Origin of the sequence: Corynebacterium sp. KPL4072, assembly GCF_037908395.1 — a bacterium.
Classification (GTDB): Bacteria; Actinomycetota; Actinomycetes; order Mycobacteriales; family Mycobacteriaceae; genus Corynebacterium; species Corynebacterium kefirresidentii.
Window position 1 is genome coordinate 205,715 of record NZ_JBBMGE010000003.1, and the last position, 14,909, is coordinate 220,623.

Genomic DNA, 14,909 nt, shown 5'->3' on the forward strand with positions numbered 1-14,909 from the left:
ACCATTCTATATAGTTGACCTCACACCTAGAAGGATGTGGCGGCTGCCCCGCTTCCACAACTTTCACTTTCCTCTCACTCAAGGAGAACCCGATTATGCACAAGTTCACTCGCTTCCGGATCGCTACCGTAGCCACCCTTTCCGCCGCAGCCCTCGCGCCCACCGGCTGTGCCGCCAACTCGGGCGGAGGCTCTAATAAGGCCGTAGGCGGCCTCGACATCGAGGTCAATCCAGCCGGCGACTATAACGAAAAATCCCGCGACGAGCTCAAGGACGACGGTGAACTCACCCTCCCCATCGGCGAACTGACCGAGCAGCAAAACACCTTCCATGCCAATATGGTCACCGATACCCGCACGGTATGGGGTTGGTACAACCCACAGCTGGCACTTTACGACGGCGAGGGAAACTACACCCCAAACCCCGACTACATCGACGAGGCCAAGGAAGACAAGAAGGGCAAGAACACCGTCGTCACCTACAAGATCAACAAAGACGCCACCTTCAACGACGGCACGCCCATCGATTGGAAGGCCTTTGAGAATACCTGGCGTTTTAACAACGGCAAGGACGAGGACGTCCAGGTAAACTCCACCGACGGCTACGAGCGCATCACCTCCGTGGAAAAGGGAGCTACCGACAAGGACGTGGTCATCACCTTCGATGGCCCCTACCCGTGGTGGCAGGGTCTTTTCAATCAACTGCTCCACCCCGCTATTGATAGCCCAGAGAAGTTTGCCAAGGCCTACCTGGGCAAACTGAACCCGCAGTACGGCGCTGGCCCATTCAAGGTGGACAATGTGGACTTTAAGGGTGGCACCCTTAGCCTCGTGCCGAACGAAAAGTGGTGGGGCGATAAGCCAAAGATGAAGAAGGTAAGCTTCCGCGTCATGGAATCCCAGGCCACCATCAACGCCTTCCAGGCCGGGGAAATCGACGCGGCTGGCGTGGCCGATAAGAACAGCCTAACCATTGCCGGTGAAATGGGCGAGGACATCGATATCCGCGCAGCATTGCGCCCTGCCAATGTCATCCTCACCCTCAATTCCAAGGCGCCACAGCTCAAGGATGAGGATGTGCGCCACGCCGTCTTCTCCGCCATCGACCGCGATCAGCTGGCCGAGATCCGCTATAACGGCCTGGGCTATGAAGAAGAGATGCCGGGCTCGCTTACCCTCTACTCCACCCAGGACGGCTACAAGGACAATATCAAGGACGTCATCAAGTTCGACCCCGAGCAATCCAAGAAGCTGCTCGAGGATGCCGGATATCAACAAGGTGATGACGGAATCTTTGCTAAAGACGGCGAAAAACTATCCCTGCGCTATATCCTCATCGGCGACGATGAGGTATCCAAGTCCCTTGCCGCCGCACTTCAAAAGATGCTCAAGGACGTCGGCGTTGACCTCAAGATTGAAGAGCGCCCTTCTGCTGAGTTCTCGAAGGTAACCTCTGAGCGAGACTTCGACCTCTTCCTGTCCGCCATTGCTTCCTTCGATCCATTTGGAGTCGCCTACTTTGGCCAGTACTACGCCAGCGATTCCACACTAAATATGTCCAGCACTGGCACCAAGGAATTTGATAAGAAGATTGAAGAGCTGCAGAAGCTTCCTTCCCAGGACGAACAAATCGACCGCGTCAATGAGCTCGAATCGGAGGCCTTCGGCCACTACGGTATCCTCCCCTTCGCCAACGGTCCGCAAATGGTCGGCGTAAAGAAGGGCCTGGCCAACTACGGTGCCAACGGCTTCGCCATCCTCCCCAAGGAAGACATCGGCTGGGAAAAGTAGCAACTCCCTGCACACCTAAAAGCGCAATGCGCTGAAGCCTCCCGCAGCATCAATCAAACAGGATGCAGCGGGAGGCCTCTTTTATAGGCCAGCACCGCCCGGCCAAGGCAGCAACGGCTATTGCCGACGCTCGTGCATCGCGGAGAAAGTGGGTTAAGGATCAAAAAATCCGCCCCACCGAAAGTGAAGCGGATTTTTTATAGCTCTACTGAGCGGTTACTGGGTATCGACTAGTCGATAACCTTGGTAACGCGGCCAGCGCCGACGGTGCGGGAGCCCTCGCGGATAGCGAAGCGCAGGCCCTCGTCCATAGCGACCGGCTGGATGAGCTCAACGGACATCTCAACGTTGTCGCCAGGCATAACCATCTCGGTGCCCTCTGGCAGGTGAACAACACCGGTAACGTCCGTGGTACGGAAGTAGAACTGCGGACGGTAGTTGTTCATGAACGGGGTGTGGCGGCCGCCCTCTTCCTTCTTCAGGACGTAGACGGAACCCTCGAACTTGGTGTGCGGGGTGTAAGCGCCCGGCTTGATAACAACCTGGCCACGCTCAACGTCCTCACGCTTGGTACCACGTAGAAGCAGACCACAGTTGTCGCCAGCCTCGGTGTAGTCCATCATCTTGCGGAACATCTCGATACCGGTAACGGTGGTGGTCTGGGACTTCTCCTGGATACCGATGATCTCCACGTCCTCGTTGACGTTCAGACGGCCACGCTCAACACGGCCGGTAACAACGGTGCCGCGGCCGGTAATGGTGAAGATGTCCTCGATAGGCATCAGGAACGGCTGGTCGGTAGCGCGCTCCGGATCCGGGATAGCGTTGTCGCAGGCTTCCATCAGTTCAACGACGGACTGTACCCACTTGTCATCGCCCTCGAGAGCCTTCAGAGCGGAGATGTGAACGATAGGAGCTTCCTCATCGTAGTCCTGCTCTGCGAGCAGCTCACGGATCTCCATCTCAACGAGCTCGATGATTTCCTCATCATCAACCATGTCGCACTTGTTCAGTGCAACGAGGATGTAAGGAACGCCAACCTGGCGAGCAAGCAGAACGTGCTCGCGGGTCTGCGGCATCGGGCCATCGGTTGCAGCAACAACCAGGATAGCGCCGTCCATCTGAGCAGCGCCGGTAATCATGTTCTTGATGTAGTCGGCGTGGCCCGGAGCGTCAACGTGTGCGTAGTGGCGCTTCGGGGTGGAGTACTCAACGTGGGAGATGTTGATGGTAATACCGCGCTCCTTCTCCTCAGGAGCCTTGTCGATCATGTCGAACGCGAATGCCTGGTTCTCCTCAGGGTACTGGTCAGCCAGAACCTTGGTGATCGCTGCGGTGGTGGTGGTCTTGCCGTGGTCGACGTGTCCGATGGTGCCGATGTTCACATGCGGCTTCGTACGCTCGAACTTCTCCTTTGCCACTGTATGTCCTCCTGGACTATATGGTGGCTACGACCTTCGCAGCCACGTGGTTGACAGTTGTCATTGGCACCCGACCCACAGTATGTGGGGCAAAGCGCTAATGACGCTTTCTTTACGTGCCAGTTACACGATCCTAGATTTATGCCACGGTTTTTTCAAACCGCCGTTATAGGAGGTAACCCCGCGAAATATCGCGGCCATTTCCCTCGACAAGAATCTTCTAAAAAGGATCCTGGGAGGGTAACGGCCGGCTCAATTCACAACCTAGATGGTTAAGCTGCAAACTCAGCCCGCCGCTACCCTGGCCCAGTTGTCCCGCTCCGCGGCGGGTCTGGCATCTACTGGCGAAGATTACCAGCCCGGACAAACCGCGTGTGGAGCGGGGCTACTGCTTAGTTAGCGCTGCCGGTGCGCTCCTCGATGATCTCCTGTGCAACGGAGGATGGAACCTCTGCATAGGAATCGAAGACCATGGTGAAGTTTGCGCGGCCAGCGGTGGAAGAACGCAGGTCACCGATGTAACCGAACATCTCGGACAGCGGCACCTTAGCCTTAACGACCTTCGCGCCGGAACGGTCCTCCATAGCGAAGACCTGGCCACGACGGGAGGAGATGTCACCGTTAACGGTGCCCATGTACTCCTCAGGGGTGACAACCTCAACGGCCATCATCGGCTCCAGCAGAACAGGCTTTGCCTTGGCCATTGCTTCCTTGAAGACCTGGGAGCCGGCCAGCTTGAAGGCCATCTCGGAGGAGTCGACGTCGTGGTAAGCGCCGTCTTCCAGGGTGGCCTTGATGTTAACCATCGGGAAGCCTGCCAGGTAGCCGTACTGCATTGCGTCCTGGATACCAGCGTCAACGGAAGGAATGTATTCCTTCGGAACGCGGCCACCGGTGACGGCATTCTCGAATGCGTAAGTTGCGGACTCGCCCTCTTCCAAGGTCTCTGGGTCCGGGTTGTACGGCTCGATGGTGCAGATAACCTTTGCGAACTGACCGGAACCACCGGTCTGCTTCTTGTGGGTATACTCCATGGACTCAACCTTCTTACGGATGGTCTCACGGTAAGCAACCTGCGGGTTACCGATGTTCGCCTCAACCTTGAACTCGCGCTTCATGCGGTCAACGAGAACGTCGAGGTGGAGCTCGCCCATGCCGCCGATAACGGTCTGGCCGGTCTCCTCATCCAGCTCGACGGTGAAGGTTGGGTCCTCAGCTGCGAGCTTCTGGATAGCGATACCCAGCTTCTCCTGGTCAGCCTTGGTCTTCGGCTCGATGGAAACCTTGATAACCGGATCCGGGAAGTCCATGGACTCGAGGATGATCTGGTTATCCTTGTCACACAGGGTGTCACCGGTGGTGGTCTCTTTCAGACCGATAACAGCATAAATGTTACCGGCGTCTGCCTGCTCAACAGGGTTTTCCTTGTTGGCGTGCATCTGGAAGAGCTTACCGATGCGCTCCTTCTTGCCCTTGGTGGAGTTCATAACCTCGGTACCCGGGGTGACCTGGCCGGAGTAGACGCGGGTGAAGGTGAGCTGGCCAAAGAATGGGTGAGCAGCAATCTTGAATGCCAGTGCGGAGAACGGGGACTCAACGGAAGGCTTACGGGTAAGCTCCTTGTCCTCGTTTCCTACCTCGTGGCCGATAACCTCGCCGACGTCCAGCGGGCTTGGCAGGAAGTCAACCACAGCGTCAAGCAGTGGCTGCACGCCCTTGTTGCGGTAGGCGGTACCGCAGTAAACCGGGTAGACCTCGGAGTTGATGGTGAGCTTACGGATGCCGGCCTTGAGCTCGTCAATGGTCAGCTCCTCGCCGCCGAAGTACTTCTCCATGAGCTCTTCGTCGGACTCAGCAACGGTCTCAACCAGCTTCTCGCGGTATTCTTCCGCCTTGTCCTTGAGGTCCTCTGGGATTTCCTCGTAGGTAGGCTCAGCGCCGGTCTCGACCTTGCCACGCCAGGTGATTGCCTGCATATTCAGCAGGTCGACAACGCCGTCGAAGTCATCCTCAGCGCCGATAGGCAGCTGCATAACCAGCGGCTTAGCGCCCAAGCGGTCAATGATGGTCTGAACGGTGAAGTAGAAGTCAGCGCCCAGCTTGTCCATCTTGTTAACGAAGCAGATACGCGGAACATCGTACTTAGCAGCCTGACGCCACACCTGCTCGGACTGCGGCTCAACGCCTTCCTTACCGTCGAAGACTGCGACGGCGCCGTCAAGAACACGCAGGGAACGCTCAACCTCAACGGTGAAGTCAACGTGACCCGGGGTGTCGATGATGTTGATCTGGTTGTTATTCCAGAAGCAGGTCACGGCAGCGGAGGTAATGGTGATGCCGCGTTCCTTCTCCTGCTCCATCCAGTCAGTAGTGGACGCACCGTCGTGGGTCTCGCCCACCTTACGGTTGATGCCGGTGTAGAAGAGAATACGCTCGGTGGTCGTCGTCTTACCAGCATCGATGTGGGCCATGATGCCGATGTTGCGGACCTTGTTCAGATCCTTAAGCACTTCTTGTGCCACGTTTATACCCCAACTTAATAGTCGTCGACGCCGTGACCAGGTTTCTGGCTATGACGCCTGCATGGATAAGGTCTTTTAATTTTTGCCACTATTGGCCGTCCTAGGTGCACGCATGCCCCTAGACTTCCATCGCTTCAGTGTACTGGACACTCCACGATGCCGCTGGACCGGGCGGGCATACCGCCCAGAAATCACACCCATTAGGGCAAAAAATGACCCAAGCAAGAGATATGTAGTTTTGTGTCGCCGCCGGAGAAAACCTGCCGGCAGCCAGCGCGAAACTTTCTTCTCGTTGCTTGGGCCATTGAAATGAGTGCTGAAATTACCAACGGTAGTGAGCGAAGGCGCGGTTAGCCTCAGCCATCTTGTGAGTATCCTCACGACGCTTAACGGAAGCGCCGAGGCCGTTGGAGGCATCCAGAATCTCGTTTGCGAGACGCTCAATCATGGAGTTCTCGCGACGCTGGCGGGTGAAGGTCACCATCCAGCGCAGTGCCAGGGTGTTTGCACGGTCAGGGCGAACCTCAACCGGCACCTGGTAGGTAGCGCCACCGACACGGCGGGAGCGAACCTCAAGGTCTGGGCGGATATTGCCCAGTGCCTTCTCCAGGGTGCCAACCGGATCGGTACCGGTCTTCTCGCGGCAAGCCTCGAGAGCGCCATAGACGATACGCTCTGCGGTGGACTTCTTGCCGTCCTGGAGGATCTTGTTGACGAGCATGGTTACCTGCTCGGAGTTGTATACCGGGTCCTTGACTACAGGACGCTTCGGAGCAGCATTCTTACGCATTGTTTATTACTGTCCCTTCTTTGCGCCGTAACGGGAACGTGCCTGCTTACGGTCCTTGACACCCTGGGTATCCAGAGCGCCGCGGATGATCTTGTAACGAACACCAGGAAGGTCCTTCACACGGCCGCCGCGAACGAGGACCATGGAGTGCTCCTGCAGGTTGTGGCCCTCGCCCGGAATGTAGGCGGAAACCTCAATACCGGTGGTCAGGCGAACACGAGCAACCTTACGCAGTGCGGAGTTCGGCTTCTTAGGAGTGGTGGTGTACACGCGGGTGCATACACCGCGACGCTGCGGGGAACCCTTCAGCGCAGCGGTGGAAACCTCTTTACGCTTATCGTGGCGGCCCTTGCGGACCAGCTGCTGAATAGTTGGCATTTAACAGTCTTTCTGTCGAATTGCACCAATACCGAAGGAAAAGAACCAAACATGCAAAAATGGGCGCTCTTTCCCGGGGCGCTGCCGCATGTCCAGAACTCTCCCCAAGGTCGGTGCCTTGTTAAGGATCAGACTCTTCACCGCGCGCCAGCAAGGCACGCATAGTGAACTGCCGTTTAGACTAGCAAACCGATCACGCTTTATACAAAACGCGATCGGCACCTTCTTCCTGCTAGGACCATTCCCAAACTAAATCAGCCTCAGCAGCCTTGGTGGCAAAGTAGTCCTTTTCCTGTGCTTCCCAGGTTTCAAACCACTGCTCGTAGTCGGGCTCGCGGGCGATGGCGCGTTCGCGGCGTTGGTCCCGGGGGCCGTCGATAAGCACGCTAACTACCGTTCCCCTCTCCTTTGCGGCTGCGATATTGGCCGGGGTTACGGAGCCCACCCCTTCCACGATGAGATCATCGCGCACGTCGAGGCTAGCCCAGTCTCCAGGGCTGTCCGCCTCCCAATCCCAGCGCCAATAGCCGGGATTCATGGTGCGCAATACCTGTTCTGCCACCATGTCAGAGCCCTTGTCCAGGCCGTGCCAGCCGGGGTAGAACTCATCGAGGTGTACCACGCGCCAGTTGGTGCGCTCGGCCAGCGCGGCGGAAGTCCAGGTTTTTCCGGCACCCGAAGGGCCGTCGATAAGCACGGTCACTGGCTTGAAGGCACGCTTTCTGGCTGCCGCCAGCTTGACGACGTCCTCTAAAAGGCGCTCTTGTTGGCTATCAAAGTCCATGGTCGCTCAATCACTGCTTTCGCGGTTTATAGGCCGAAGAATCTCCAGGCCCCAGTGAGTACCGAAACTACCACCGGTACAAAAGCGAGGACAGTACCTAGGGCCATAATCCACCCATCGCGGGCATGCAGCCGGGAGGGACGCGCCCACGTACGTGCCCCTCCTCCGGGTGGGGTGCGCCCAAATCCGCGCGCCTCCATGGCCGTCGCCAGCTTGCCACCGCGGCGCAGCGCGATGACCAATAGCCCAAAGGACATAGTAAGCAGGTGCTTCAGCTTGCCGACGTCGGTCAGCCCCCTCGCCCTGCGCGCCATCCCCAGCGACTGCCAATCGGATTGAAAGAGCGTCATCATGCGCACACCGGCCACTGCACCAATGACAAAGCGCGATGGTAGCTTCAGGATCTGCGAGAGGGCATCACCCAGCTCCGTAGGGTCGATATCACGGGCGAGCACCACCATGGGCAAAGCCACGGCGAAGACGCGCAGCGTAATAGCGATTGCCAGGGTGAGGGAATTTTCAGTGACATGAATAAGCCACCAGTGGAAGTATTCGGTGCCGCTGGGCTCACCATAAAGCAGCATGGAAACGCCGGAAATCGGGGCAACCAAGAAAAGGAACCACCCGGCTTTAAAGACCCTCGCCCACGATACCCCACATAACGGGGCGAAAATCAGGGTGAGCGCCAATGATACCGCTGCCGAAACCCAGTCAATAGATGCCAAAATGGGAGTGACCCAGATAAACATCATAAACACTCGTGTCAGCGGATTGGCTTCGCGCAAAAGGTTAGGCACTATCCACCTCCACATGATGATCCCCTAAAGCCTGGATAAACAAAGGATCGTGGGTGATGGAGGCAACGGTGGTGCCACCATCGGCAAGCTCGCGTAGCAAGCGCACCAGCTCCACAAAGGTTTGCGGATCTTGTCCAAAAGTAGGCTCGTCAAGAAGTACTACCTCAGGTGACGTTACCAAGGCAGTAGCTACCGAAAGGCGGCGCTTCTCGCCTCCAGAAAGCGTGAAGGGATTAGCTTCCAAAAGGTGCTCCAGGCGCAGGGAATCCACCAATTGGGCTATGCGCTCTTCTGGCGGTTTTACTCGCATGACCTTTGGCGCGACGCGCAGCTCTTCCGCTACGGTGCGCGAAACGAACTGGTGCTCCGGGTTTTGGAATACGAATCCAATGCGGTCTGCCAGCTCTCGAGACTTCCACCGAATCGGTGGCCCCTTCACGCCACGGCGCACATAGTCTGCCACTCCGATCTCGCCGGAGATGGCCGGCAGCAAGCCCGCCATGGTCATCAACCATGTCGATTTTCCTGCACCATTAGGACCTGTAATCACAGTCGAAGCGCCCGCCGGCAGAGAAATCGTGCGCGGTGGGCCGAAGCGAGTAACCAAATCCTTACTCCAGAGCGCAGCGTCTCCTTCCCTAGCTGCGCCATCACCCAACTCGCGCGCCTGCGGGAGCTCTTCGACACGGCGGCGTCGTGCTATCTGCTCAAAGGGACCATCGGCCACGATGCGCCCATGCGCAATTTCCACGGCACGGTCAAGCAACCCTTCCCATGCCGTATGCTGGTGTTCTACCACCACAAGGGTAGCCCCAGTCTCTTCTACCAGTGCAGAAACGGCCCGAACCACATCGCGGGCGCCGGCAGGGTCAAGATTGGCTGTGGGCTCATCAAGCAGCACCACACCGGCACCCATAGCGATTACACCCGCTAAAGCAAGGCGTTGCTTTTGCCCACCAGACAGGCGCTCGGTGGGAAAATCCATATCCACGAACGGGCCGACCAGATCCTTGGCCGCGGCTACGCGGCGCCAAATCTCTTCCCTCGGATACGCTAGGTTCTCGCAGCCGAAGGCAATATCGTCTCCCACCCGAGCTGAGATAACCTGCGAATCTGGGTCTTGCAACACCAGCCCTACGGGAATGGAATGTCCCGGTTCCTCCACCGCGCCGGTGGAATCTTCCAAAAGGATCTCTCCGGCGCGGGTTCCCTCTTCATCGGAGCCCAGCACCCCGGCTATAGCAGCCAAGAATGTGGACTTGCCGGATCCAGAGTCGCCGCAAAGCAATACCCGCTCGCCTGGCTCAATAACCAGGTCAATATCAGCTAACGCTGGCTGGGTGCGCCCGGCATGCGTCCAGCCAAAACCGCGGGCGGTAATTTTTGTGGGCCTTCCCGCCAGAGTGAAAAAGTCAGTCACAGTGCCCATACGCCCTAAGCGCGCTGTTCACGGCCTGCGGCGAAACGATCCAAAGCACCTGTCTTCGCTAGCGCCTTCACCACGAAAAAGCCCAAAGCACCGGCGAGGATAGCACCGGAGATAGTCAGCGTAACCAAATAAATCATTTGGAACTCGAAGGAGCGAGCCAAGTTACCGGAAAGGAATAGCTCGAGAATAAAAGCACCCCAGCTAGCCGCCATGCCGGCTAATACCGAAACTCCAAAGCCAAACCTGCGGTACAGGAAGATAGCCAGGATGATTTCCACGCCTAGCCCTTGTGCCAAGCCGGAATACAGGGTTTCAATGCCCCACTGGGAACCCAGCACTGCGGACACAGTAGCCGCTAGGACCTCTACGTATACAGCTGCACCTGGCTTACGAATAATAAGGCCACCCAGCACGCCACCAATGAGCCAAATACCGGTCGCAATACCGCCCAACCCCGGGGTAATAGCATCCATGGCCTGGAACCAGGCATAGCCCACTGCGTTCCAACCCAAGAATACGAAGCCGCAAGCTACACCCAGAACAGATGCAACCACGATATCGACCACGCGCCAATTCAAACTGCGCTTCGGGGCAGCGGACGCACGTGTAGTAGACATAATCTTCCTCCCTCTCGCCGGCATTATCCGGATCAGGTTCTACGGTTCACCGCGCATGTGGCGGCATCTCAGCCAGTCTCGGCTACACAATGGCAGCTGACAAGCACCCGTGATGTGTGCATTTTTCAACTACTTAGGCAGCGCTCCCCTAAAGGCGCCTTGCCAAAAGCTGCATTCATACTAGCAGAGCAGTTTAGCGGTACACCCTAAACATGGAAACAGCCCCGCCTTCCTGTCATTCAGAAAGGCGGGGCCATCAATATCCCGCGTTAACGCAGATTCAGCTGCACCCTAGAAAGTGAAGTCCTCATCCAGCGGCACGGAGGCACCGGTGAACTCACCGAAGCCGTCATCGCCATAGATGGAATCGCCGTAAGTCGGAATCGAGTATGCAGCGTTGCGCGCAGCCTCGGTCGGCTTGACGGAAATATTGCGGTAGCGGGAAATACCCGTACCGGCCGGGATGAGCTTACCGATAATCACGTTCTCCTTGAGACCGATGAGCTTATCGGAGCGCTTATTAATAGCGGCGTCGGTAAGCACACGCGTGGTCTCCTGGAACGATGCAGCAGACAACCAGGACTCGGTAGCCAAGGAAGCCTTGGTAATACCCATGATCTCCGAGCGCAGCTGAGCCGGCTCGCCACCTTCTGCAACCTGAGCAGCATTGAGCTGCTTAGCCTCAGAAAGGTCGATGAGGTTACCCGGCAACAAGTCCGTAGTACCCGCATCAATGACGGTACCGCGGCGCAGCATCTGGCGGATGATGATCTCGATGTGCTTATCGTGGATAGCCACACCCTGGGTACGGTACACAGCCTGCACCTCGTTGATGAGGTGCTGCTCCACGCCACGACGGCCGAGGACCTCGAGCACGTCGTGCGGGTCAGCCGCACCGCGCATCAGGCGGTCTCCGGTCTCGACGTGGTCGCCGTCCTTGAGGGAACGCTCGATCATCGCATCCGGGTTGGACTCCATCGGGCGACGGACCTGAGCCAGGCCCTGACGCTTGGAGAGCTTCTCATAGACCACATCATCAGAACCGTCATCCGGGGTGATGGTCAGGGTCCAGAAGTTGCCCTCATCGGACAGGGATACGGTGCCGTCAACGGAAGCGATAGGAGCGCGGTTCTTCGGGTTACGGGCCTCGAAAAGCTCCTGAACACGCGGGAGACCGCCGGTAATATCGCCACCGACACCACCCTGGTGGAACGTACGCATGGTCAGCTGGGTGCCCGGCTCACCAATGGACTGTGCCGCCACGATGCCGACGGCCTCGCCGATATCGACCAGCTGGCCGGAAGCCATGGACTTGCCGTAGCACTTGGCACACACGCCAGCCGGGGTCTGGCAGGTCAGCACGGAGCGAACCTTGACCTCAGTAACCTTGGCGTCCAACAGCTTCTGGGTGAGTTCCTCGGTGAGGTCGGAGCCGGCCTCGGCCACGACCTCGCCATTGTCGTCCTTGACATCGGTCGCGAGAACGCGGCCGGATGCGGAGGTCTCCCACAGCTCGGAGAGAACCACCTTGTCGCCGGAAACCTCGCCGATGGGGACGCGAACGCCCTGGCGGGTGCCACAGTCCTCTTCGCGGACGATGACGTCCTGGGCCACGTCCACCAGACGACGGGTGAGGTAGCCGGAGTCAGCGGTACGCAGCGCGGTATCGGCCAGACCCTTACGGGAACCGTGGGAGTTGTTGAAGTACTCCAGCACGGACAGGCCTTCACGGAAGGAGGTCTTAATCGGACGGGTGATGTAATCACCGTGCGAGTTCACAACCATGCCCTTCATACCGGCCAGCGTCCAGATCTGACGCATGTTACCGGCCGCACCAGACTTCACAATCATCGGAATCGGGTTGTGGTCAGGGTACATGTTCTCGACGGCCTCACCGACGGTATCGGTAGCGTCCTTCCACAGCTCAACCAGGCGATCGTAGCGCTCGCGCTCGGTCAGAGCACCCTGCTCCCAGTACTTACGCTCGATGCGCTCTGCTTCCTTCTCATAAGACTCGAGGATCTCGGTCTTATTCGGCAGAACCAGAACGTCAGACATAGTGATGGTCACGCCAGAACGGGTTGCCCAGTAGAAGCCGGCATCCTTCATGTTGTCCAGCACCTGAGCCACGGTGATCATCGGGTACTTATTGGCCAAGTCATTGACCACGTCACCGATGAGGACCTTGTTGCCAGAGCCGCCGCCCTTACGGACCATGATGCCCTCGAGGTACGGGTAGTTCCATGGCAACAACTCGTTGAACATGACGCGGCCAATGGTGGTGTAGCCCATCCATGCCTGGCCCTTGGTCCAGCCATCCGGGAACTGCTCCTCCTCGATCTCCTTCGGCGGGCGAAGGTGATCGATGCGGACCTTGATCGGGGCCTGCAGGCCAACGGTGCCGCGGTCATAGGCCATGAGGGCCTCGGCGTAGGAGGAGTAAACGCCGGTTGCTGGCTTGTCCTCTTCTGCCTCGCGGAAGCGGCCGTTGCCACCGATCTCGTCCTCGGACTTGTCCATCGTCAGGTAGTACAGACCGGTAACCATATCCAGACGCGGCATAGCCAGTGGCTTACCGGATGCCGGGGACAGAATGTTATTGGACGCCAGCATCAAGACGCGGGCCTCAGCCTGTGCCTCAGCGGACAGCGGCAGGTGGACTGCCATCTGGTCACCGTCGAAGTCGGCGTTGAACGCCTCACAAGCCAGCGGGTGCAGCTGAATAGCCTTACCCTCAACCAGCTTCGGCTCGAAGGCCTGAATGCCCAGGCGGTGCAGCGTAGGTGCACGGTTGAGCATCACAGGGTGCTCAGAAATGGCCTGCTCCAGAACGTCCCACACCTCTGGGCGCTGGCGCTCAACCATGCGCTTGGCGGACTTGATGTTCTGGGCATAGTCGTTTTCTACCAAGCGCTTCATGACGAACGGCTTGAATAGCTCGAGCGCCATGAGCTTCGGCAGACCACACTCGTGCAGCTTCAGCTGCGGTCCAACGATAATAACGGAACGGCCGGAGTAGTCCACGCGCTTACCCAGCAGGTTCTGGCGGAAGCGGCCCTGCTTGCCCTTGAGCAAGTCAGACAGAGACTTCAGCGGACGGTTGCCCGGGCCGGTAACCGGACGGCCGCGGCGGCCGTTATCGAAGAGTGCGTCCACAGACTCCTGCAGCATGCGCTTCTCGTTGTTCACGATGATCTCTGGAGCGCCCAGGTCGATCATGCGCTTCAAACGGTTATTGCGGTTGATCACGCGGCGGTAGAGGTCATTCAGGTCGGAGGTAGCAAAGCGGCCACCGTCCAGCTGCACCATTGGGCGCAGCTCTGGCGGGATAACCGGGATGGCATCCAACACCATGCCGGCCGGATCGTTGCCGGAGCGCAGGAAGGCAGCAACGACCTTCAGGCGCTTGAGGGCACGCATCTTCTTCTGGCCCTTGCCATTGTTGATGATCTCGCGCAGCTCCTCGGCCTCAGCCTCGAGGTCGAAGTTGCGGACCAGGGTCTGGATGGCTTCTGCGCCCATGCCGCCGGTGAAGTAATCCTCGTAGCGGTCAACCAGCTCTTCGTAGATGGTCTCATCGATGATCATCTGCTTTGGAGCCAGCTTGATGAAGGTATTCCAGATTTCATCCAGGCGGGCGATTTCGCGCTCGCCACGCTCGCGGATGTGCTGCATTTCCTTATCGGCAGCGTTCTTTACCTTCTTACGGGCATCGGCCTTGGCACCAGCTGCTTCCAGCTCAGCCAGGTCAGACTCCAGCTTGGAGGCGCGCTCTGCGATCTCGGACTCGGTATCGTCCTCAACGTCCTTCTTCTCCAGGAGCATTTCTGCTTCCAGGGTGGACTGATCGTTGTGGCGAGCCTCTTCATCCACGGAGGTGATGATATTGGCAGCGAAGTAAATGATGCGCTCGAGATCCTTCGGGGCCAGGTCCAGCAGGTAGCCCAGGCGGGAAGGAACGCCCTTGAAGTACCAGATGTGGGTTACCGGAGCGGCCAGCTCAATATGGCCCATGCGCTCACGGCGAACCTTGGACTTGGTGACCTCAACGCCACAGCGCTCACAGATGATGCCCTTGTAGCGGACGCGCTTGTACTTACCACAAGCGCACTCCCAGTCACGGGTGGGGCCGAAGATGCGCTCACAGAAGAGGCCGTCCTTCTCCGGCTTCAGGGTGCGGTAGTTAATGGTCTCAGGCTTTTTGACCTCGCCCTTGGACCAGCGACGAATATCGTCTGCGGTGGCCAGACCGATGCGGAGCTCGTCGAAGAGATTTACGTCAAACACGTAATGTCTCCCTTTCATCCTCGTTGTCGAGGAATTGATGGCTTTGTATGAATGGAACGTTTACGCCCTACCACGGGGACTTACCCCGCGGTGG

10 protein-coding genes and 1 riboswitch are annotated in these 14,909 nt (G+C 58.1%); of the genes, 1 reads left to right on the forward strand and 9 read right to left on the reverse strand.

The window, feature by feature from the left end; genetic code table 11:
• The first annotated feature begins 95 nt into the window (after nucleotides 1-95).
• On the forward strand, nucleotides 96-1,790 hold the full coding sequence (locus WMP97_RS04795; protein ID WP_340439918.1) for an ABC transporter family substrate-binding protein: 1,695 nt from the start codon (nucleotides 96-98) through the stop codon (nucleotides 1,788-1,790).
• Nucleotides 1,791-2,020: 230 nt separating this feature from the next.
• On the opposite strand, the gene tuf is transcribed toward WMP97_RS04795, so the two are convergent.
• From tuf to WMP97_RS04840, 9 genes are all read right to left on the reverse strand, one after another.
• Nucleotides 2,021-3,211: an elongation factor Tu gene (gene tuf / locus WMP97_RS04800; protein ID WP_023020538.1), complete on the reverse strand. Its 1,191-nt coding sequence runs from the start codon at nucleotides 3,209-3,211 to the stop codon at nucleotides 2,021-2,023.
• Nucleotides 3,212-3,603: 392 nt separating this feature from the next.
• The gene (fusA, locus tag WMP97_RS04805; protein ID WP_340439919.1) at nucleotides 3,604-5,733 is read right to left on the reverse strand and encodes an elongation factor G; all 2,130 of its coding nucleotides are present in this window, start codon (nucleotides 5,731-5,733) and stop codon (nucleotides 3,604-3,606) included.
• Nucleotides 5,734-6,055: 322 nt separating this feature from the next.
• On the reverse strand, nucleotides 6,056-6,523 hold the full coding sequence (gene rpsG / locus WMP97_RS04810) for a 30S ribosomal protein S7 (RefSeq protein ID WP_005322865.1): 468 nt from the start codon (nucleotides 6,521-6,523) through the stop codon (nucleotides 6,056-6,058).
• A 6-nt stretch (nucleotides 6,524-6,529) separates the two neighbouring features.
• A complete protein-coding gene (rpsL, locus tag WMP97_RS04815) occupies nucleotides 6,530-6,901 on the reverse strand; it encodes a 30S ribosomal protein S12 (protein WP_005322866.1) in 372 nt (123 codons plus the stop codon).
• A gap of 232 nt (nucleotides 6,902-7,133) precedes the next feature.
• Nucleotides 7,134-7,685, reverse strand: a complete 552-nt coding sequence (locus tag WMP97_RS04820; RefSeq protein WP_023027806.1) for a hypothetical protein — start codon at nucleotides 7,683-7,685, stop codon at nucleotides 7,134-7,136.
• Between the two features lie 26 nt (nucleotides 7,686-7,711).
• Nucleotides 7,712-8,482 carry an energy-coupling factor transporter transmembrane component T family protein gene (locus WMP97_RS04825; RefSeq protein ID WP_301716689.1) on the reverse strand — a complete coding sequence of 257 codons (771 nt, stop codon included), beginning with the start codon at nucleotides 8,480-8,482 and terminating at the stop codon, nucleotides 7,712-7,714.
• Entirely contained in the window at nucleotides 8,475-9,902 is a 1,428-nt protein-coding gene (locus WMP97_RS04830; protein ID WP_340439920.1) for an ABC transporter ATP-binding protein, read from the reverse strand. The genes WMP97_RS04825 and WMP97_RS04830 overlap by 8 nt, the downstream gene beginning before the upstream one ends.
• A 14-nt stretch (nucleotides 9,903-9,916) precedes the next feature.
• Complete coding sequence (locus WMP97_RS04835) at nucleotides 9,917-10,528, reverse strand: ECF transporter S component (protein ID WP_340439921.1); 612 nt, start codon at nucleotides 10,526-10,528, stop codon at nucleotides 9,917-9,919.
• Nucleotides 10,519-10,649: riboswitch (TPP riboswitch) on the reverse strand. Its footprint overlaps the gene before it by 10 nt.
• Before the next feature lie 170 nt (nucleotides 10,650-10,819).
• Nucleotides 10,820-14,815 (reverse strand): DNA-directed RNA polymerase subunit beta', encoded by a 3,996-nt coding sequence (locus WMP97_RS04840; RefSeq protein ID WP_023020532.1) that lies wholly within the window; start codon nucleotides 14,813-14,815, stop codon nucleotides 10,820-10,822.
• Between the last annotated feature and the right edge of the window lie 94 nt (nucleotides 14,816-14,909).